This window comes from Rhizobium sp. BR 314, from assembly GCF_047445805.1.
GTDB classification, from domain to species: Bacteria; Pseudomonadota; Alphaproteobacteria; order Rhizobiales; family Rhizobiaceae; genus Rhizobium; species Rhizobium lusitanum_B.
In genome coordinates, this window is record NZ_JARWLA010000002.1 from 467,140 (window position 1) to 486,099 (window position 18,960).

An 18,960-nucleotide genomic window follows, 5' to 3' on the forward strand; every position below is an offset into this window, starting at 1 on the left:
GAAATGGATGGCGGCATCGTTGGCTGGATCGCCCGCGAGGAGCATCCCGATAATATTTCCGATCTGTGGGTGGCCCCTGCATTCCAAGGAAGGGGCATCGGTTCCAGGCTTCTGCAGCATCTTGTTGGCAGCATGGAGCTGGAAGGCATCGCAACACAAAAGATCGACACGCTCGCAAGCAACGCCCCAGCAATCGGCCTTTACCAGAAACACGGCTTCAAAATCGTATGGCAAGGCGACGAGTTTGACGCTGCGCTTTCGATCAATTTGACGAAAGTGCATCTGGAGCGTGTTTGCCGTTGATGCAAGCGTTTCGCTGATCGGCTGCTTATCACTAATCGATGAAACAAACAGGCGTGAGGATCCACCCACGTCGGATGTCAACATCCCGCCCAAGCGCCATCACATTTTAGACCGAAATACGATCATAAATTGCAGTGAGCCGTTTAGTCTCGTCCTCTGCAACCGAATCGGAAGGTCTCTTCATGCTCAAGCAAGTTACGGCGATCCTGCTCCTTGGCGCGTCTTTCCCAGCGATTTCGCTGGCGGCTGACAATGGGGCCATTCGATCGATTACCCTGTCTTCGGGCGGTCTGGCCCAGGTGTCTCGTTCGGCCGATATCAATAGCGACGGCGTCATCCGGATCGAGGTGCCGCTTGATCAGGTCGATGACATCCTGAAGAGCCTGGTGGTGAACGGGTCCGCCGGCTCGGTGGCCGGCATGGCGCTCGCAGGGCCACAGCCCTTGCGGGAGGCGTTCAAAGGCCTGCCGTTCAGTCTGGAAGCGCTCTCGTCCGTGCCGTCGCTTCTGACGTCGATGCAGGGTGCTAAAGTATCGGTCACCAGCGATGGCAAGACCGTTGAAGGAAGTGTTCTCGGGATCGAGGCGAGGAAGGTCGACGAGAAGGCAACGGCTTACCTGCTGACCGTCATCGACAAGGATGGCGCGGTGGAGACGCTGCTGCTCGGCGAGGACGCATCAGTCCGGTTTGACGACCCGGACACAAGAGCAAAGCTCGCAAAGGCGACGGCAGCCATTGCCCGCGGCAAGAACGACCGCACCCGCGCCATCGATATCAGGGTGAATGGAGCGAAGATCAGCGGCGACATAGGCCTCACCTATGTCGTGCCGTCCCCCATATGGAAAACGGCCTATAAGGTTGTCATCGACGGAAAAGACAAGGCGCGCCTGCAGGCATGGACGGTGCTGGAAAATGCCAGCGGTGAGGATTGGAAGGGCATCAAGCTGACGCTGACCTCGGCCGAGCCGGTGACGTTGAGGCAGGGGCTGCATCAGCTCTATTGGAGGGAGAGGCAGGAGGTGCCCGTCAACACGGCGTCCAATAATGTCCTCGCTCCCGATAGTGGCGATCTGTCCAACAGGCGGCGTCTGGCTTCGAGCATGGAAATGCCTGCGCCAGCCGGGGGAGCGATGTATGCGGCGAAGAGAGTTGCGGATGCGCCGACCGTCGCAGCCGACGAATTGGCGCGGCCGGCAGAGCCAATGCAAGTTGCCGCTGGAACCCCAACCGCCGCGACGGAAAGCGATATCTCCGCGACGTTCGAACTTCCGGGAAAATACGACCTCGCCAATGGTGATACCTTGTCGGTGCCGATCATGGACGCGGATGTGGAAGCCGACATGGTGGACATGTATCGGGCCGGCAGCAGCGTGCGCAATCCCATCGCCGCAGTCATGCTGAAGAACACCACCGGGGTGAGCATGCCGGCGGGAATCCTGACACTATACGACAGCAAGGCCGGCTATATCGGCGACTCCCAACTCTCGGCGTTGCCGAAGGACGATACGCGCCTCGCCAGTTTTGCGACCGATCGCAAAGTATCGATCAGCGAACAGCAGACGCCAAAGGAGGAGATCGCCTCCCTGAAAGTTGCCGATGGCGTGATGAATGCCACCGTCAAATATCGCCAGACGACGACATACACCGTGTCAGGCGCGCTTGACGGCGAAAGGACCGTCATCATCGAACACCCGTTCAGAGACGGCTGGTCGTTCTCCTCGGCTGAAAGCTTCGGCAAGACGGCAACGCACCAGCGGCTCAAGGCGGTCGTGCCGGCAGGCGCGGAAAAAGTGCTGACGGCCGTCGACGAACAGCTGCAGAGCAACAGCTACGCCCTGGTCGATGTCGAGCCGGACATGCTGCTCGGATGGTCGGCCTCGACCAATGACAAGGCGCTCACGGACAAGCTGACAGAGCTAGCCGACGCGCGCAAAAGGCAGGTCGCTGTCCAGAACGAACTGGCAAGCCTCGATAGCGAAATCGAGAAAACCGTCAACCAGCAGGAGCGGATAAGACGCAATCTCGGCGCCGTGCCGGACAAAAGCGATCTGCAGAAGCGCTATTTGAAAGCTCTGGCGGACAGCGAGGATCAGATCGCCTCGATGAACGAAAGGCGCGATACGGTGCAACAGGAAAGCGATCGCAGAGGCGATCGGGTGACAGAGATCATCCGGACATTCTGATCGACGCGAGCGCACCTTTGCTAGAGCCGTAGGAGTAAATGAGAGCCGCCCGGTCGGGCGACTCTCACGCTTTCGCTACCTGTTGTCCAGCTGCGATCGTACCAGCCGCAATCCCTTGTCGCTGATGCGGTAGGGGTGGCCGTCGGTTGATCTAATTGCCTTGAGGCGTTTCAGCCGGCGGAAGAGCTCGATGTCGAAGCCGGGATAGACCCAACCGTCTCGCGTGTAGCAAAAGACGGTTTCGATCTTCTTATTTTCGGTGCGTTCGATTTCGATGCGCCCGCCTTGAGCGAGCAAGTGCAGGATGCGCTGTTCAGCGCGGGAAATGTCCATTGTTGTCTGAATCCGTAAAGCGCCCGAAAGGACGCATAAAAACGATCCGAAGCTTCCCTTAGGGGAAGTCGGGGCTTCGTTTTTTCAGGCCCAGCACGCAAGAAGACTTGCGGGCGAGGCCTTTACCGGGACAGACAAAAGGTGGACATAAAAACTCCGTTGAGGCGCCGTGTTTAAAACAGGTTGCGCTCGACAGTCAAGCTTCAACCGCATCGATCGCCGGCGCTGAGAGGCCTCTCTCTGAATCTCGCCGCTGGAAAAAGCGGTGTCCAGGTGCTTTACTAGCTGAAATAGCGGGGGCTTGATGATCCACATTCGCAATGCCCATGAGGGTGAAACCGATGTGTTGGCGAGTATAGGCCTGCGCTCTTGGCAGAAAGCCATGGGCGCGATTGGCGGCACGGGCGAGTTGCTGGAAAGCGCAAGCGAGGCCTTTTCGAATTTCACCCGCAATCTCTGGCTGACGATCACTGTCATCGAGCTGAATGGCGAGGCGGCAGGATGGGCCGCTCGCGAGGCACTGGACGAGGCAATTTCCGATTTCTGGATCGATCCGGATTTCGAAAGGCGCGGCCTTGGCTCTGCGCTTCTGGCGCGGATTGAGCAGGATGTGCGCGAGCAGGGGCTGGAAAAAGTTTCCCTGCAGAGCCATGCCGGAAATACGGATGCCATCGCCTTCTTCAAGGCGCGTGGTTATGGCATCCACTGGCTGTCCATCGTCTATTCCCCGAAGCTTGATAGCGATGTCCCGACGGTCGGGCTTTCGAAATGGCTGGTCGAGGAGGGCGGCGGCGCTTACGGACCGGGCATATAGCGCCGGTGACGCCGAAAGCCTTGCGCCGCCTCGCCAATTGCTCTACCTCACAAAGTTCAGAAGAACAGCATTTCAAGAGCTTCCAATGACCCTTGTCGACGTCCGTACGCCAGATCCGAAACGCTTCATCCCCGGTGCCACCGGCGATTGGGAAATCGTTATCGGCATGGAAGTCCATGCCCAGGTGCTGAGCAATTCCAAGCTCTTCTCCGGCGCCTCGACCGAGTTCGGCAAGCCGCAGAATTCCAACGTCTCGCTCATCGATGCCGCCATGCCCGGCATGCTACCCGTCATCAATGAGGAATGCGTCAAGCAGGCTGTGCGCACCGGCCTCGGCCTGAAGGCGCAGATCAACAATCGTTCGATCTTCGACCGCAAGAACTATTTCTATCCCGACCTGCCGCAGGGCTACCAGATCTCGCAGTTCAAGGATCCGATTATCGGCGAAGGCAAGATCGTCATTTCGCTGGGACCTGATCGTCAGGGCCAGTTTGAAGACATCGAGATCGGCATCGAGCGCCTGCATCTGGAGCAGGATGCCGGCAAGTCGTTGCACGACCAGCACGCCACCATGTCCTATGTCGACCTCAACCGCTCCGGCGTCGCGCTGATGGAAATCGTTTCCAAGCCGGATATCCGCTCGGCTGACGAGGCCAAGGCCTACATGACCAAGCTGCGCTCGATCGTGCGCTACTTGGGCACCTGCGATGGCAACATGGATGAAGGCTCGATGCGTGCCGACGTCAACGTTTCGGTCCGCCGTCCGGGCGGCGAATTCGGCACGCGCTGCGAAATCAAGAACGTCAACTCTATCCGCTTCATCGGTCAGGCGATCGAATATGAAGCGCGCCGTCAGATCGGCATTCTGGAAGACGGCGGCACGATCGACCAGGAAACCCGCCTGTTCGATCCGAACAAGGGCGAGACGCGTTCGCTGCGCACCAAGGAAGATGCGCATGACTATCGCTATTTCCCCGATCCGGATCTGCTGCCGCTCGAGTTCGATGATGCTTTCGTTACGGAACTTGCCCAGCATCTGCCGGAATTGCCCGACGACAAGAAGGAGCGTTTCGTCCGCGAGCTTGGCCTCTCGATCTACGACGCTTCCGTTCTGGTGTCGGAAAAGGCGATCGCCGACTATTTCGAATCAGTTGCCGCCGGGCGCGATGGCAAGATGGCTGCCAACTGGGTCATCAACGACCTGCTAGGCGCCTTGAACAAATCGGGCAAAGATATTGAAGAGACTCCGGTTTCGCCCGCTCAGCTCGGCGCGATCATCGATCTCATCAAGGCCGAAACCATCTCAGGCAAGATCGCCAAGGATCTGTTTGAGATCATCCTCGCAGAGGGCGGCGACCCCGCCGAAATCGTCGAAGCCCGCGGCATGAAGCAGGTCACCGACACCGGCGCGATCGAAAAGGCCGTCGATGAGATCATCGCCGCCAATCCGGACCAAGTCGCCAAGGTCAAGGCCAAGCCGACGCTTGCCGGCTGGTTCGTCGGCCAGGTCATGAAGTCGACGGGCGGCAAGGCCAACCCGCAGGCCGTGCAGGCGCTGGTCAAGGCCAAGCTCGGCATCGAAGAGGAATAGTCGGTGTTCTTCGTGCGCACCGCCAGCGAGCAGGACCTGGAAAAGGTCTGTGCTCTGCTGGGCGAGACCTGGCATGCGACCTACGACTGGATCTACGGTCCAGAAAGGGTGAGCGAGCTGCACGCCTCATGGCACTCGCAGGCTTCGCTGAAAGCACGGCTGGCGAACAAGAACTCCGAATTTCTGGTTGCCGATGACGGCCGGACGATCGGCGGCATGGGCTATGCCGCCATGTCCAAGGAGATGACCAAGACGGTCATGCTCCATATGCTCTATGTCAGCCCACGCTATCAACGGCAGGGTATTGGCCGCGATATCTTCTCCGAGCTGGAAACCTGCTTCCCGGACGCCGAGATCATGCGTCTGGAGGTCGAACCGCAGAACGAGGCGGCCATCGCCTTCTACAAGGCGCACGGCTTTGTCGAGGTCGGCAGAACGGAAAATTGCGGCGACGGGCAATCGGGCATTCCGGCGCTGATATTCGAGAAGCCGCTGGCTATTTGACAGCCGGCTGCCTTTGGCCCGCGTTGCCGGTCTTTTGGCTCATTGGCGCTGCTGTTGTCAGCTAGGCCAACGCTTCAGTTTTCTCTGCTTTTTTATAGCGTGCATGGAATTTGACCATCAGCTCGAGAAGCTCTGGCTTTTGGTAGGTCAGGTCTGAAACCGCGATGCAAACGTGCTGCATATCCCCAGTCACTTGGCGGACGAGGTGCTTTGAGCTGCGCAGTTGCCCCGTAATGCGACGCCCTGGGGCCAATAACAACCAAACATGGTGGTCTGGTCGGCTCCAATCGAGCGCCTCGACAGGGATAACCCCACCTTCGGACAGGATTATCGCAACGACGAGCAAGAAAAAGCCCAGGAGTATGATGCCCAACATCTTGCCCAGGCTTCGGCGTGGCGCGGGGACGTCTATTTTCTCGATGTCGTCCCAAGGGACAAAATCAGAGCCCAATCGAGCATCCTTTATACCTTTCAGCGATATGATCAAAATTGCCTTTCGTGCCTGAAAGATAAGCTTTAGCAATGCCTTGACGGCGACGTACGCGGTCATCAGCGCAAGTGATATCCACGCGATGCTTGTGACGATGTGGCTTCTTGAAAGAAAGGCTATAAAGACAAGCCCTACCGTGAAAAATATATACGTTGCTGCCTCGGACCCCAGCGCAGAATTGTCGTATTCGATCCTATACGTTTCGCTGGTCGACATGATTGCCTTTAAATTCCTCCACGGAACAATGACGTAGGTACGATACATTGCCCTCACAAGGACTACTTATTCGCGAAGCGAGAGAATCTGACCTTATCTCCCTGATCGGCCTTTTCGCTGCGGACGCTATGGGTGGCCATGGCGATACGACCGATCCTTCCGCCTATGACGATTATCTGCATGCCTTCCGAGCCATCACGGCATCGTCGGATCAGACGCTCTATGCCGCCGAGCTTGGCGGGGAGATCGTCGGTACCTTCCAGACGATCATCGTTACCTCGCTGCATGGGCGCGGTTCATCCGCGATGATTATCGAGTCGGTCCAGACGCGCACGGATCTGCGCGGGCAGGGGATTGGCGCGGCCATGATCAATTTCTGCATCGACGAGGCAAAAGGCCGCGGCATGAAGATGGTGCAATTGACCTCGAATGCGGTACGCAAGGATGCGCACCGCTTCTATGAGAGACTGGGCTTCAAGCCGACCCATCTCGGCTTGAAGATGACATTGAAATGAACCGTTTTGCCTGCTGGAATCACTGGACAAGCCGGTCCGGTGGCGGCATAAGCAAACTATCGAATTCTGGTATCGCTCGCCCCTCAGCGGGTATCGAGGAAAAGACATGTGGAATTTCATCCTGCAAACCTTCACCTGGTGGAACGGTCAGACAATGGGTACGCGCTTTGCGACCTGGCGTTTTGGCAAGCGCGTTGGCGAGGATGAATTCGGCAATGTCTATTACGAAGGCGGCATGTCTTCCTATGGGCTTCCGAAGCGCTGGGTAATCTACAAGGGCTATGCCGAAGCTTCGGCCATTCCTCCGGGCTGGCACGGCTGGATGCATCACCGCACCGACGTTCCGCCGACCAAGGACAACTACGTTGCCAAGGAATGGCAGAAGCAGCACCGCGCCAATCAGACCGGCACGCCGCAGGCTTACCGTCCGCCGGGCTCTTTGGCCGTTGCTGGCGAGCGTCCGCGCGTTACCGGTGACTATGACGCCTGGACCCCGGGCAACTAAGCACGAGGGGGCCGGCTCGTCCTTTGGCCACAATTTGGCTTTAGGCGCGACAATAGCCGGCTCTTGCTCGGCGCTTTGACCGAGACCAAGCGGAGATTGGCGGATATGACGTTTTTCACGCGGAGCGCTTCTTTGCGTGCGATGGCAGGAGCGGGCATAGTCCTTCTTGCCGGCATCATGTCTGCCCCCTCAGCCGAAGCGGCCCGCATCGCCAATCCCGTCGCCGTATTCTCAGGCCTCGATAAGATCACCGGCCGGATCACCACTTTCGATGTTTATGTCAATGAAACCGTGCAGTTCGGAGCGCTTCAGGTGACACCGCGCGCTTGTTATTCGCGAGACGATACCGAGCAGCAGAAGGTTGATGGCTTCGTCGAGGTCGACGAAATTACCCTCGATCGCCGTATCCGTCGTATCTTTACCGGCTGGATGTTTGCCGACAGCCCCGGCCTCAACGCTGTCGAGCACCCGATCTATGACGTCTGGCTGAAAGAGTGCAAGCAGAAGTCTGACGTCCCGGCGCCGGATTCAACCGGCGCCAAGTGATCGGTTTCAGGATTTCTCCGTAAGAAATGATCGCCTGCAGGAGCCTTGCTCCTGCAGGCGATTTTTTACGATCTCTCGGGATTGGTCGCCGCGCTTCCGATCGCGTGCCGATCGCTGGCATCGGAGAGATCGAGGATAATCCTTGTGCCGTCTTTGGCCCTGTTGCGCAGGAAGCCGTTGTGACCAGGATAGGCCCTCAGGCTGCCTCTTTCGTGAAGTGTCTGGAGCCTGGAGCGGGAGATTGCCAACTCTGCCGCAAGCAGCCGGTCGAGCCGGAGATTCACAGAGAGTTCAGTGACCATCTCGATTTCCAGGACTGTCCAGCCGCTCGCTTCGCTCATTCTTTCCTTCGAGATGATCGCATCGGGCGGTTCGTCGATGCGTTTTGCCGTTCGCTTCAGCCCGTCGAGATCGAATTCCTGAACACGCACCCATTCGGGGTGGCTGTGCTGCAGTGCCTCCAGCGTGTCGGGGTCAAGGTTGCGAAGGTTTCGCCGCTCGAAGAGTGTTCGGTTCCAGGTCTTGCCGCAATCCATGCATTTGTAGATGAGCCACGCGTCGAGCTTCCTGCCATTGGCGTTGAGCCTGACCTTACCGCTCGATCTGAAGGGCTTGAAGCTTCCGCAGGTGCTGCAGGCGATCCACGGCTGCGGCGCCGTCTGGGGAGAAATGGTCCATCGGACCCGAAGAATATTGCACATACCGTCTTGGTCTTCCGTCTGGAAGTCCACCAAGCTGGCAGCGAGATAAGCCCATCAGGGCACGGTATGGCGATGTTGCGGGGCGGCTGAAGAGCTGAGACAGCAATGGCTGCGCAAGGCGCGTTGTGACAATGCCAAACCGGTCTCAGGCCACCACCCGATGGACATAAGCATACGCCCGGGCGACTCGTCGCCTCGACGCACTGGGTGAAACTGGATGAGACCGGTATTTACAAAGGCAAAGTGGGACCTCTACGTGCCAACGCTCTTCGCGGAGAGCGATAGCAAATAACAACCTGAGTTTGAAGCCCCTGAAGCTTCAGTCAGGGATTGTTTTCGATGTCGGTTTTGTCCTTGCGGCGAAACAGGCCGAGAATCTTGCGACCGACTGCTGCCAAGCCGATCAGGATGAAGATCAGGCCTTTCTTCAACGCGAGGAGCGCGACGCCAAAACTCTTGAAAAAGCCGAGAACGACGGCAAGCAATCCAAGCTTGGCAGCCACCTTCACGCCAACGCCGGCGGCGATCATCCCCGCCATGCTATAGGCGGCGATCTTGTCGCCATTGACGAAGTCCGCATAGCGTTTGCCGCTGTCGTATTGAATGGTGTTGATGACGTTCGGAATGGCGGCGTTGATCTGCTGCAGCTGATTGAGCCCGGCAATGAATTCGAGCTCCGTGACACCCTCACGCCCGAGAACACGTACCGAGTAGTTCAGCGTATGCTCACCGTTCTGATCCTTGCCGAAGATCAGGTCGCGAGCCCAATGCAGGGCATGGCTCGCTTTGTCGTAATGTGGCGGCTCGGCCCAGCCGACAAGCGTGATCGGATCGTAACCCTGCTGTTCGCGCTCCGGATTTTCCTCCTTGATGGCATCCTGGATCTGCTTCAGCAGCTCATTGTAGTTCGTCGAAGCTGCATCGTCGTCGGAGACGCGGCCGCTGGCTTCATATTCGATCAGCGCGCCCCAGGATTGCTGGTCGGCGGGCGAGTATTTTGCCGGAAAGATCATGCCAAGCGTGGAGCTTGCGGCACTCTCGGGATTGCCCCAGAGCTGTACGAGCACCTTTCTCGCGTCATCCGGATTAAGATAGTAGAATTGATCCGAAACGTTCAGCGTTGCATTCGCCGAGGAAAGCTTGATCGCGCCTTGCTGGAAATTCAACTGCTTCAGCACCGTGCCCCGCGGTCCGGCCGGTGGCTCGGCGCCGAACATGTCGTGAAAGGACTTGGCATTGGCCTGTGTTGTGGCCGCCCACGCGGCGAGAACGGCGATTGCAAGATGTTTCTTCGATATTCTACCTCCGGCTGTCGAGGCGAACTTAGAGCGATCTCGATCGGAATCAATTCGCTCGCAGAAATATCAACCGTTTAAAAAGTTCAGATTGGGCGATTCCATCGCCCTTTCGAGGATTTTTGCGTAGTCGTCCTTCGGCATGTCGATAGCGCCGAACGTCTTCAGATGTTCGGTCGTGAACTGCGTGTCGAGGAGAGTAAAGCCGCGCTGCCGCAGCCGCTCCACCAGATAGACGAGGCAGATCTTGGAAGCGTCCGTGCGGCGCGAGAACATGCTCTCGCCGAAGAAGGCAGAACCCAGCGAGACGCCGTAAAGTCCGCCAACCAGCTCATTGCCTTCCCAGGCCTCGACGGAATGCGCATGGCCAAGCTGATGTAGGATACCGTATAGCGAGCGGATCGTGTCGTTGATCCATGTGCTCGGCCGGCCGATCGTCTGTTCCGCGCAAGCCGCGATAACACCGTCGAAATCCGTATTGAAGCGGATGTCAAAGGGCTTCTGACGAATCTTTTTCGCCAGACTTTTGGATATGTGGAATGTATCGAGCGGGATGATGCCCCGCAGCTCCGGCTCAACCCAGAAGATCTCCGGATCGTCGGCCGATTCCGCCATCGGGAAAAGCCCGATGGAATAGGCGCGCAGCAAAATCTCCGGGGTAATGCCGGGACGTCTGCCGCGCGCTCCTGGCACAGGCTAGGCCGAAGTCTTGGCCAGGTAGTTTTCCAGCCAATGGATATCGTAATCGCCATTGGCGATATCCTGGTTGGAAACCAGATCCTGGAACAGCGGCAAGGTCGTCTTGATGCCGTCGACGACGAACTCATCAAGCGCACGGCGCAGACGCATCATGCACTCAACGCGGGTCCGGCCATGCACGATCAGCTTGCCGATCAAGCTGTCGTAGTAGGGCGGGATCCGGTAACCCTGATACGCGCCGGAATCGATACGAACGCCAAGGCCGCCAGGCGCATGGAAGTGCGTGATCGTGCCGGGCGAGGGGACGAAGGTGCGGGCATCTTCGGCATTGATGCGGCATTCGATGGCGTGGCCTTGGAAATGCACTTCATCCTGCGTCACGGAAAGACCGCCACCGGAGGCGACGCGGATCTGCTCGTGCACGAGGTCGATGCCGGTAATGGCCTCCGTGACCGGATGCTCGACCTGCAGTCGGGTGTTCATTTCAATGAAATAGAACTCGCCATTCTCATAGAGGAACTCGATGGTACCGGCGCCGCGATACTTCAGCTTCTTCATGGCGTTGGCGCAGATCTGGCCGATCTTCATGCGCTGTTCGACGTTGAGAGCCGGGGAATTGGCTTCTTCCCATACCTTCTGGTGACGGCGCTGCAGCGAGCAATCACGTTCGCCGAGATGGACGGCATTGCCTTCGCCGTCGCCGAACACTTGGATCTCGATGTGGCGCGGCTTGCCGAGGTATTTTTCCATGTAGACGGATTCGTTGCCAAAGGCGGCAGCAGCCTCCGTACGTGCCGTCGACCAGGCCTCGATCAGATCCTCTTCTTTGCGGGCGACCTTCATGCCGCGGCCGCCGCCGCCGGCGGTTGCCTTGATGAGAACGGGATAGCCGATCTCGCGCGCCGTCTTCAGCGCTTCCGCTTCCGTCTTCACTTCGCCGTCGGAACCCGGAACGACCGGAATGCCGAGCTGCTGCGCCGTGGTCTTGGCGGTGATCTTGTCACCCATCAGGCGGATATGTTCTGCCGTCGGGCCGATGAAGGTAATGCCGTGCGCCTCGAGAATGTCGGCGAACTTTGCATTTTCCGAAAGGAAACCATAGCCGGGATGCACGGCATCGGCGCCGGTGATCTCGCAGGCGGCAACGATCTGGTGGATGTTGAGATAGCTTTCGCGCGACGGCGGCGGGCCGATGCAAACGCTCTCATCCGCAAGCCGTACATGCATCGCGTCGGCATCGGCGGTGGAGTGCACCGCGACGCTCGCAATGCCGAGCTCCTTGCAGGCGCGCAGCACGCGCAGAGCGATCTCTCCGCGGTTGGCTATGAGAATCTTCGAAATCATTGGCATGGGCTTACTCGATGACTACGAGGGCTTCGCCGTACTCGACAGGGCTTCCGTCCTGAACGACGATCTCGGTTACCGTGCCGGACTTCGGCGCAGGGATCTGGTTCATCGTCTTCATGGCTTCGATGATCAGAAGCGTCTGGCCTTCCTTGACGGTTGCGCCGACCTGAACGAACGAAGCTGCACCGGGAGCCGGCGCGAGGTAGGCGGTGCCGACCATCGGCGCGCTGACGACGTTATCCGGATTGCGGGTCTTGCCTGCCGGAGCCGCAGCAGCTGGCACCGCGGCAGCAGCTGCTGGAGCCGCATATGCAACGGGAGCTGCGATCGGCGCCTGAACATACTGCGTGTTGCCTGCGCGAGACACACGAATGCGCAGATCTTCCTGTTCGACTTCGATCTCGGTCAGATCCGTATCGTTGAGGATGTTGGCGAGATCGCGAATCAGCGCCTGGTCGATACCCGATTTCTTTTCAGCCATTGGATTTCTTGCCCTGTATTTTTGTTATTGGGTGATGGATTTCAGCGCTTGAAGCGCCAGGATGTAACTGTGAGGTCCGAAACCGCAGATCATGCCCTTTGCAGCAGGCGCGATCATCGATTTATGCCGGAACTCTTCGCGTGCGTGGATATTGGAGATGTGCACCTCTACCACGGGAATGGAAATGGCCCGAATAGCATCGTGCAATGCGATCGACGTATGGCCGTAAGCGCCCGGGTTGATGGCAACGCCGGCAGCCTTGTCGCCCGCCTCATGCATCCAGTCGACCAGCACACCTTCGTGATTGCTCTGGCGAAAATCGATGATGAAGCCCAGGCTTTCGCCCGCCTCTTTGCAATCTGCCTCGATATCCTTGAGCGTCTTGCCGCCATAGATGCCCGGCTCGCGCTTGCCGAGAGCATTCAAATTGGGTCCGTTGAGGACAAAAATAGTTTGCGCCATCAGTGGTTCCGTCAAAGTACAGCGCAACCTATAGACTCCCGAGGCCTTGTAGGAAAGCCCCGGATCGTAGGTTGCGCGTCTCTAGATGTGGAAACGCCGCGATTTTGGCATTTTTGAGCCCTGCCAAAACCGGCGGAGCTGCTGCTGTACCTCGAATGCGGCGCCAGACGCTGGGATAGGAGCGTCAGCAGGAGGTCTTGCCGCAGCTGCGGACATTGGCGATCTTCTGCTTTATGGCCTCAAGCCCGATGGCGCCGGAAATGGTTTCGTTGCCAATGACATAGGCCGGGGTGCCGGTTACGTTGAGATCTGTGGCGAGCTGGTAGGTCGCCTTGATCATGTCGTTGTTCGGGCTCTTCGCCATTTCCCCGCGGAGCGCCGCTTCGGTGACGCCGAGAGATGTCCCGACTTCGATGGCGCTGTCTTCCGACGCACGGCCGTCGCTGCTCAGCAGTTTGTGATGGAACTGCGCATATTTTTCCGGAGCGAGCTTGCGGAAGGCATCGGAAACCCGCGATGCGGCGACCGAATCCGCTCCAAGGATCGGAAGCTCCTTCAGAACGAAGCGCACATCCTTGTCCTGCTTCAGCAGCTTGTCCATGTCGCCGAGCGCATGACGGCAATAGGTGCAATTATAGTCGAAGAACTCGACGACCGTGATGCTGCCCTGTAGATTGCCGATCGCGACATCGTCTTTGGAGTTGAAGATGGCGTCCTTGTTCTGGGTGACGATCTGAGCCGATTGGGCGAGGCGGGCTTCATCCTGCTTCTTTTCGAGCGAGGCCTGCGCGTCCAGCAGCACTTCCGGATGTTCGATGAGGTATTCCTTGATGAATTCGCCGATTTCCTTCTTCTGCTGCTCGTCCAGCGCGGCGGCGGGCTGGATCGCGGCGAAGGATGCTGTGAGGGCAATCGCCGAAACCGTCAGCAGGCTCTTGAAAGAAAAGGTCATTGGGTCCTCGTTTGATTCATGCGGAGAGGTCATTCTCGGATGCGGCATACCATCGCCGGGTTAACATCGGCAAATATGGATCGCAATCTACGGCGCATGCTTATTTCCAGAAACAGGAATTTTCACGGCAAAGCCGCAGTCGCAGGATTGTGAACGCGCCAATATTGCGGCAAATGTCGCATGACGATCAGACCGAAGAGAGAATTGATCTTGTTTTCCCTATCCAAGCGCAGTGATGTCGAACCCTTCCACGCCATGGATGTGCTTGCCGAGGCGACCCGGCGGCGCCAGGCCGGACATCCTGTCATTTCGATGGCGGTCGGTCAGCCCTCCTATCCGGCGCCACAGGCGGCCCTGGAGGCGGCGCGTGCAGCCCTTGATCATGGCAGGATAGGTTATACGGATTCCCTTGGCACATTGGCGCTGCGTCAAGCGCTTTCCATACACTACAAGGCGCGTCACGGACTATCGATCGATCCCAAACGCATTGCGGTCACGACCGGATCGTCGGCCGGCTTCAATCTCGCGTTCCTGACCTTGTTCGACGCCGGCGACAGCGTTGCCATCGCTCGCCCCGGCTATCCTGCCTATCGCAATATACTTGGCGCACTGGGCCTCGATGTCGTGGAAGTGCCGGTGACGGAGGAGACGCAGTTCACGCTGACGCCGGAAAGCCTCGAGGCTGCGCAGATCGCCAGCGGCAAGCGGCTGAAGGGCGTGCTGCTGGCAAGCCCGGCCAACCCCACGGGCACCGTGACGGGCAGGGCGGCGCTCAAAGCTCTCGCGGATTACTGCGATGAGCGCTCGATAGCCTTTATCTCCGATGAAATCTATCACGGCCTCACTTTTGTCGGCGAGGAGACGAGCGCACTGGAGCTGACGAACGAAGCCATCGTCATCAATTCTTTTTCGAAGTACTTCTGCATGACCGGCTGGCGCATCGGTTGGATGGTGTTGCCGGAGCGGCTGGTGCGGCCCGTCGAACGCGTTGCCCAGAGCCTTTATATTTCCGCGCCGGAACTTTCCCAGATCGCTGCCGAGGCCGCGCTCGGAGCCGGAGCCGAACTCGATGTCTATCGCGAGAGCTATGGCCGCAATCGCGATTTCCTCATGCGTCGCCTGCCGGAAATCGGCTTTCACATCGCATCGCCGATGGATGGCGCTTTCTACGCCTATGTCGACGTCAGCCGCTTTACCAATGACAGCATGGTCTTTGCGCGCAAGATGCTCGCGGAAATCAATGTGGCCGCGACGCCTGGCCTTGATTTCGATCCCGTCGAAGGGCATCGGGTGATGCGGATTTCCTATGCCGGCTCGAATGCCGAGATTGAAGAAGCCACCGCGCGTATGGCCAACTGGCTGAAATAGAATCTCCGATCAATGGGTTGCGCCTGCCTGCGAAAGTGATTTCGCAGGCTGCGAACATCGTTTCCCGTGTGATCTCTAGACTGGAGCCGCCAGGCGTTCGTGGAAGCGCTTAGCGCATTTCTGGACGGGAGGCTGCTGGGCGCTTTCTCCCGGAATCGCTCTCACCGATCTGCCGAAACGAAGATCCGGCCGCGTCGCCACGGCCGGATTACAATCAATCAGTCTCTATCTGCTGCTCTCAGAAGAAGCCGCGGCGCTGCCACCAGCCAGCCTTCTTGGGCTTGTTGGGTTCTCCGTCGGTGTCGCCACCCTCATTGGTGCGATTGGACGTGACGACCGGTGCAGAGGAAGCAACGTTCGACTCCCGGTTAGCACGTGCCGGCTTGGCTGCCTCCTCGGCAGCTTCAGGAGCAGCCGACTCGCTGGTGGTGACCAGCGCCTGCACGATCTCGGCAACAGTCTCTGTTTCGACATCAGCCACGGCTGCTACCTCTGCAACCGGCGTCTCAACCGGAGAGGTTTCGACAGCGGCAGCCTTCGGCTTCCGGCGGCTGCGGCCCTTGGCAGGCTTCACATCTTCCGTAACGGTGGCTGCGGTCTCGACTGCTGCCATGGCCGACTGGGCCCCGACGGCAGCTTCGCCTTCGGAAACGGCGATTTCCGCTACCGTGACGGCGACGTCATCTCCACCCTCTGCACTAGCTTCGACGGCTTCACCGGTTTCTGATTTGTCGTCGCTGCCGGCATCCTGTTCGCTGCCCTCGTTTTCACGATTGCGACGACCGCCCCGCTTGCCGCGCCGACGGCGCTTACGCTTCTGCTGCGCGTCATCGTCGTTGCCGGATGCATTAGTGTCGGTGTCGGCATCATCGTCACTCTCGTCGCCATCTTCCGCATCTTCGGACGCGTCGGCAGTGGATGCGTCATCGGAGGAGGCGCCGGCCTGACCTTCATTGCCGCGGCCGCGACGACGACGGCGGCGCTTGCGCTTGCGGCCACCTTCATTGTTTTCGGAGCGGGCGGCAGGCTGCTGCTCGCTGCTTGCAGCCTTTTCTTCCAGCTCTTCGTCTTCTTCCTCGTCCGCCTCGATGACAATATCGTCATCATCGTCGTCCGGGATGGCCGCGAAGTTGAACAGGCTTTCGATCTTCACCGGATTGGCAACCGGCTCGCCACGATCGATCGCGAAATGCTGCGTGCCGACAGCCGTGTCGGCATCGATGACGATGGCGACGCCAAAGCGGTTCTCGTAGTCGATGATCGTCTGGCGCTTATGGTTGAGCAGATACAGCGCGATATCCGGCGTCGTGCGAACGGTGATGTCGTGCGTCGTGTTCTTGAGCAGATATTCTTCGATCCCACGCAGAACGTGCAACGCAACGGAAGACTGCGAGCGCACATGGCCGGTGCCGCCGCAATGCGAGCAGATCTGCGTGGTGCTTTCGAGAACCGATGCGCGGATACGCTGGCGCGACATTTCCAGAAGGCCGAAATGCGAGATGCGGCCGACCTGGATGCGGGCTCGGTCGTTCTTCAGGCATTCCTTCAGCTTCTTCTCGACAGAGCGGTTGTTGCGCTTCTCTTCCATGTCGATGAAGTCGATGACGATCAGGCCGGCAAGGTCGCGCAGACGAAGCTGACGTGCGATTTCCTCGGCTGCTTCCAGGTTTGTCTGGAGCGCGGTGTCCTCGATCGAATGTTCGCGGGTCGAACGGCCGGAGTTGACATCGATCGAAACCAGCGCTTCCGTCTGGTTCATGATCAGGTAGCCGCCGGAACGCAGCGTTACCTGCGGCTGCAGCATGCGGTCGAGCTGCGCCTCGATGCCCGAGCGCGAGAATATCGGGTGAATGTCGCGATAGGGCTGAACCACCTTGGCGTGGCTCGGCATCAGCATCTTCATGAAGTCTTTCGCTTCACGATAGCCTTCTTCGCCGGCAACGATGATCTCGCCGATATCCTTGTTGTAGAGGTCGCGGATCGAGCGCTTGATCAGGCTGCCTTCTTCATAGACCAGGCAAGGCGCGGTCGAGGCGAGCGTCAGGGTACGGACGTTTTCCCACAGGCGCATCAGGTATTCGAAATCGCGCTTGACCTCGACCTTGGTGCGGTTGGCACCGGCGGTGCGCAGGATGACGCCCATGCCTTGCGGCACTTCGAGCATCTTGGCGATTTCCTTCAGGCGCTTGCGGTCCTGCGGATTGGTGATCTTGCGGGAAATACCGCCGCCGCGCGCAGTGTTCGGCATCAGGACCGAGTAGCGGCCTGCAAGCGACAGATAGGTCGTCAGCGCTGCACCCTTGTTGCCGCGCTCTTCCTTGGCAACCTGCACCAGCAGGATCTGGCGACGCTTGATGACTTCCTGAATGCGATACTGTTTGCGCGGCTTGCGCTGGGTGCGATCCGGAACTTCTTCCATCGCGTCTTCGGCGCCGACGGATTCGATCACTTCTTCTTCATGGTCGTGATCGTCATCATCGTCTTCGTCATGACGGCGCTTGGAGGTCGAGACATCCTCGGAGATCGAATCGGTTTCCACCATCGCGGCCATCGAGCCGGAAGAACCTTCTTCGTCTTCGCTCGGCGCATCGACGGTAGCGGTCGCCTCAGGGGCGGCTTCCTCTGCAGGAGCTTCAGCCACTACTTTCTTGCGGCTGCGGCGCGGCTTGGCCTTCTTTGCCAGGGGTGCTTCTTCGGCCGTGGCAACTGCCTCAACAGCAGGGGCCTCTTCAGCAATCGCAGCCGGCGCTTCGGCTTCTTCGCTCTCCTTGGCAACGATGCCGATATCAGGCTGTTCCTGCTGGGAGAGATCGAGCGCGGTCTCCACATGCTCGACATCGTCGTCGCGGCGATGCTCTTCGGCTTCCGCCTTCAGAAGCGCCTGCCGGTCGGCGAGGGGGATCTGATAGTAATCCGGATGGATTTCGGCAAAGGCCAGAAAGCCATGCCGGTTGCCGCCGTAGTCAACGAAAGCGGCCTGAAGCGAGGGCTCGACCCTCGTTACTTTTGCAAGATAGATGTTGCCGCGTATCTGCTTCTTGTGCTCGGACTCGAAGTCAAATTCTTCTATGCGGTTCCCGCGTACGACAACGACACGCGTCTCTTCCTCGTGAGACGCATCGATAAGCATTTTGTCTGCCATGAAAGCTGTGCTCCTCGGCGCCGGCAAGCGGAGGGGGGCCTGCCTGTCGCTTGGACAGGCCGGATGTGTTCCGCAGTTGCTGCACCGGATAATGAAAGTCGCGATGGCTTATTCGGAGATGACAGCATCCAGACGGCAGCCGGGGCATCAGTTCCCTGGGGTCTGTTCACTTTTTGAAAAAGCTGCTGCGGTGACATCCGTAACCAAGCGAGATCGACTATGCCTAAGACCCATAAGACCGGGCCCGATGAATGTGCTCTCTAAAGAGCGTTTGGTGGCTCTCCACCGATGAACTTCCCGTTGGAAACCGGAAATTCAGATATCCACTGTCTCGAATAGAAGCACCGTAGACGTCGGATGAATGCCGCTTATGGCGCCTGGTACTCGAGGCGGCTGCCGTTGCGACGACTCTATCCCGTCAACACTTCTACCCTAATATGCGTTGTATGTTTTATCTGTCACAATAGCAAGGGAAAAGCCAAGTATGCCATAATATTGATGGATTCCTCGGAT

General features: G+C 58.6%; 19 protein-coding genes. 9 read left to right on the plus strand and 10 right to left on the minus strand.

Features of this window, described 5'->3' with window-relative positions:
- Positions 1–3: 3 nt before the first annotated feature.
- Together QD461_RS04775 and QD461_RS04780 are read left to right on the plus strand one after the other, a co-directional pair.
- A complete protein-coding gene (locus tag QD461_RS04775; RefSeq protein WP_414086704.1) occupies positions 4–303 on the plus strand; it encodes a GNAT family N-acetyltransferase in 300 nt (99 codons plus the stop codon).
- Positions 304–485: 182 nt separating this feature from the next.
- On the plus strand, positions 486–2,486 hold the full coding sequence (locus QD461_RS04780) for a DUF4139 domain-containing protein (protein ID WP_414086670.1): 2,001 nt from the start codon (positions 486–488) through the stop codon (positions 2,484–2,486).
- Between the two features lie 75 nt (positions 2,487–2,561).
- Here the strand turns inward: QD461_RS04780 and QD461_RS04785 are convergent, their stop codons facing one another.
- The gene (locus tag QD461_RS04785; protein ID WP_414086671.1) at positions 2,562–2,819 is read right to left on the minus strand and encodes a YjhX family toxin; all 258 of its coding nucleotides are present in this window, start codon (positions 2,817–2,819) and stop codon (positions 2,562–2,564) included.
- 304 nt (positions 2,820–3,123) lie between these two features.
- Between QD461_RS04785 and QD461_RS04790 the strand changes: the two genes are divergently transcribed.
- The 3 genes from QD461_RS04790 to QD461_RS04800 all read left to right on the plus strand — a co-directional run bounded on the left by QD461_RS04790 (position 3,124) and on the right by QD461_RS04800 (position 5,728).
- Positions 3,124–3,633 (plus strand): GNAT family N-acetyltransferase, encoded by a 510-nt coding sequence (locus QD461_RS04790; RefSeq protein WP_414086672.1) that lies wholly within the window; start codon positions 3,124–3,126, stop codon positions 3,631–3,633.
- Between the two features lie 85 nt (positions 3,634–3,718).
- Complete coding sequence (gene gatB, locus QD461_RS04795) at positions 3,719–5,224, plus strand: Asp-tRNA(Asn)/Glu-tRNA(Gln) amidotransferase subunit GatB (RefSeq protein WP_414086673.1); 1,506 nt, start codon at positions 3,719–3,721, stop codon at positions 5,222–5,224.
- Positions 5,225–5,227: 3 nt separating this feature from the next.
- The gene (locus QD461_RS04800; RefSeq protein WP_414086674.1) at positions 5,228–5,728 is read left to right on the plus strand and encodes an N-acetyltransferase family protein; all 501 of its coding nucleotides are present in this window, start codon (positions 5,228–5,230) and stop codon (positions 5,726–5,728) included.
- A 61-nt stretch (positions 5,729–5,789) separates the two neighbouring features.
- On the opposite strand, the gene QD461_RS04805 is transcribed toward QD461_RS04800, so the two are convergent.
- Positions 5,790–6,434: a hypothetical protein gene (locus QD461_RS04805; protein ID WP_414086675.1), complete on the minus strand. Its 645-nt coding sequence runs from the start codon at positions 6,432–6,434 to the stop codon at positions 5,790–5,792.
- Positions 6,435–6,481: 47 nt separating this feature from the next.
- On the opposite strand from QD461_RS04805, the gene QD461_RS04810 reads away from it, so the two are divergent.
- The 3 genes from QD461_RS04810 to QD461_RS04820 all read left to right on the plus strand — a co-directional run bounded on the left by QD461_RS04810 (position 6,482) and on the right by QD461_RS04820 (position 8,000).
- Complete coding sequence (locus tag QD461_RS04810) at positions 6,482–6,949, plus strand: GNAT family N-acetyltransferase (protein ID WP_414086676.1); 468 nt, start codon at positions 6,482–6,484, stop codon at positions 6,947–6,949.
- A gap of 106 nt (positions 6,950–7,055) precedes the next feature.
- Positions 7,056–7,454, plus strand: a complete 399-nt coding sequence (locus QD461_RS04815) for an NADH:ubiquinone oxidoreductase subunit NDUFA12 (RefSeq protein ID WP_184701885.1) — start codon at positions 7,056–7,058, stop codon at positions 7,452–7,454.
- A gap of 105 nt (positions 7,455–7,559) precedes the next feature.
- Positions 7,560–8,000, plus strand: coding sequence for a DUF2155 domain-containing protein (locus QD461_RS04820; RefSeq protein ID WP_414086677.1), 441 nt, complete (start codon positions 7,560–7,562; stop codon positions 7,998–8,000).
- A 65-nt stretch (positions 8,001–8,065) separates the two neighbouring features.
- Here QD461_RS04820 and QD461_RS04825 read toward each other — a convergent pair whose 3' ends face one another.
- The 7 genes from QD461_RS04825 to QD461_RS04855 form a co-directional block, all read right to left on the minus strand.
- The gene (locus QD461_RS04825; RefSeq protein ID WP_414086678.1) at positions 8,066–8,701 is read right to left on the minus strand and encodes a DUF1062 domain-containing protein; all 636 of its coding nucleotides are present in this window, start codon (positions 8,699–8,701) and stop codon (positions 8,066–8,068) included.
- Positions 8,702–9,024: 323 nt separating this feature from the next.
- Positions 9,025–9,918, minus strand: a complete 894-nt coding sequence (locus QD461_RS04830; protein WP_414086679.1) for a DUF2167 domain-containing protein — start codon at positions 9,916–9,918, stop codon at positions 9,025–9,027.
- 147 nt (positions 9,919–10,065) lie between these two features.
- Positions 10,066–10,689 carry a leucyl/phenylalanyl-tRNA--protein transferase gene (gene aat / locus QD461_RS04835; RefSeq protein ID WP_414086680.1) on the minus strand — a complete coding sequence of 208 codons (624 nt, stop codon included), beginning with the start codon at positions 10,687–10,689 and terminating at the stop codon, positions 10,066–10,068.
- Between the two features lie 3 nt (positions 10,690–10,692).
- The gene (gene accC / locus QD461_RS04840) at positions 10,693–12,045 is read right to left on the minus strand and encodes an acetyl-CoA carboxylase biotin carboxylase subunit (RefSeq protein ID WP_184701892.1); all 1,353 of its coding nucleotides are present in this window, start codon (positions 12,043–12,045) and stop codon (positions 10,693–10,695) included.
- Positions 12,046–12,049: 4 nt separating this feature from the next.
- Positions 12,050–12,523 (minus strand): acetyl-CoA carboxylase biotin carboxyl carrier protein, encoded by a 474-nt coding sequence (gene accB / locus QD461_RS04845; protein ID WP_184701894.1) that lies wholly within the window; start codon positions 12,521–12,523, stop codon positions 12,050–12,052.
- Positions 12,524–12,547: 24 nt separating this feature from the next.
- On the minus strand, positions 12,548–12,985 hold the full coding sequence (aroQ, locus tag QD461_RS04850) for a type II 3-dehydroquinate dehydratase (protein ID WP_414086681.1): 438 nt from the start codon (positions 12,983–12,985) through the stop codon (positions 12,548–12,550).
- A gap of 184 nt (positions 12,986–13,169) precedes the next feature.
- Positions 13,170–13,937, minus strand: coding sequence for a DsbA family protein (locus QD461_RS04855; RefSeq protein WP_414086682.1), 768 nt, complete (start codon positions 13,935–13,937; stop codon positions 13,170–13,172).
- A gap of 210 nt (positions 13,938–14,147) precedes the next feature.
- Between QD461_RS04855 and QD461_RS04860 the strand changes: the two genes are divergently transcribed.
- The gene (locus tag QD461_RS04860) at positions 14,148–15,305 is read left to right on the plus strand and encodes a pyridoxal phosphate-dependent aminotransferase (protein ID WP_414086705.1); all 1,158 of its coding nucleotides are present in this window, start codon (positions 14,148–14,150) and stop codon (positions 15,303–15,305) included.
- Between the two features lie 238 nt (positions 15,306–15,543).
- Here QD461_RS04860 and QD461_RS04865 read toward each other — a convergent pair whose 3' ends face one another.
- Entirely contained in the window at positions 15,544–18,447 is a 2,904-nt protein-coding gene (locus QD461_RS04865; RefSeq protein ID WP_414086684.1) for an Rne/Rng family ribonuclease, read from the minus strand.
- Positions 18,448–18,960: the final 513 nt, after the last annotated feature.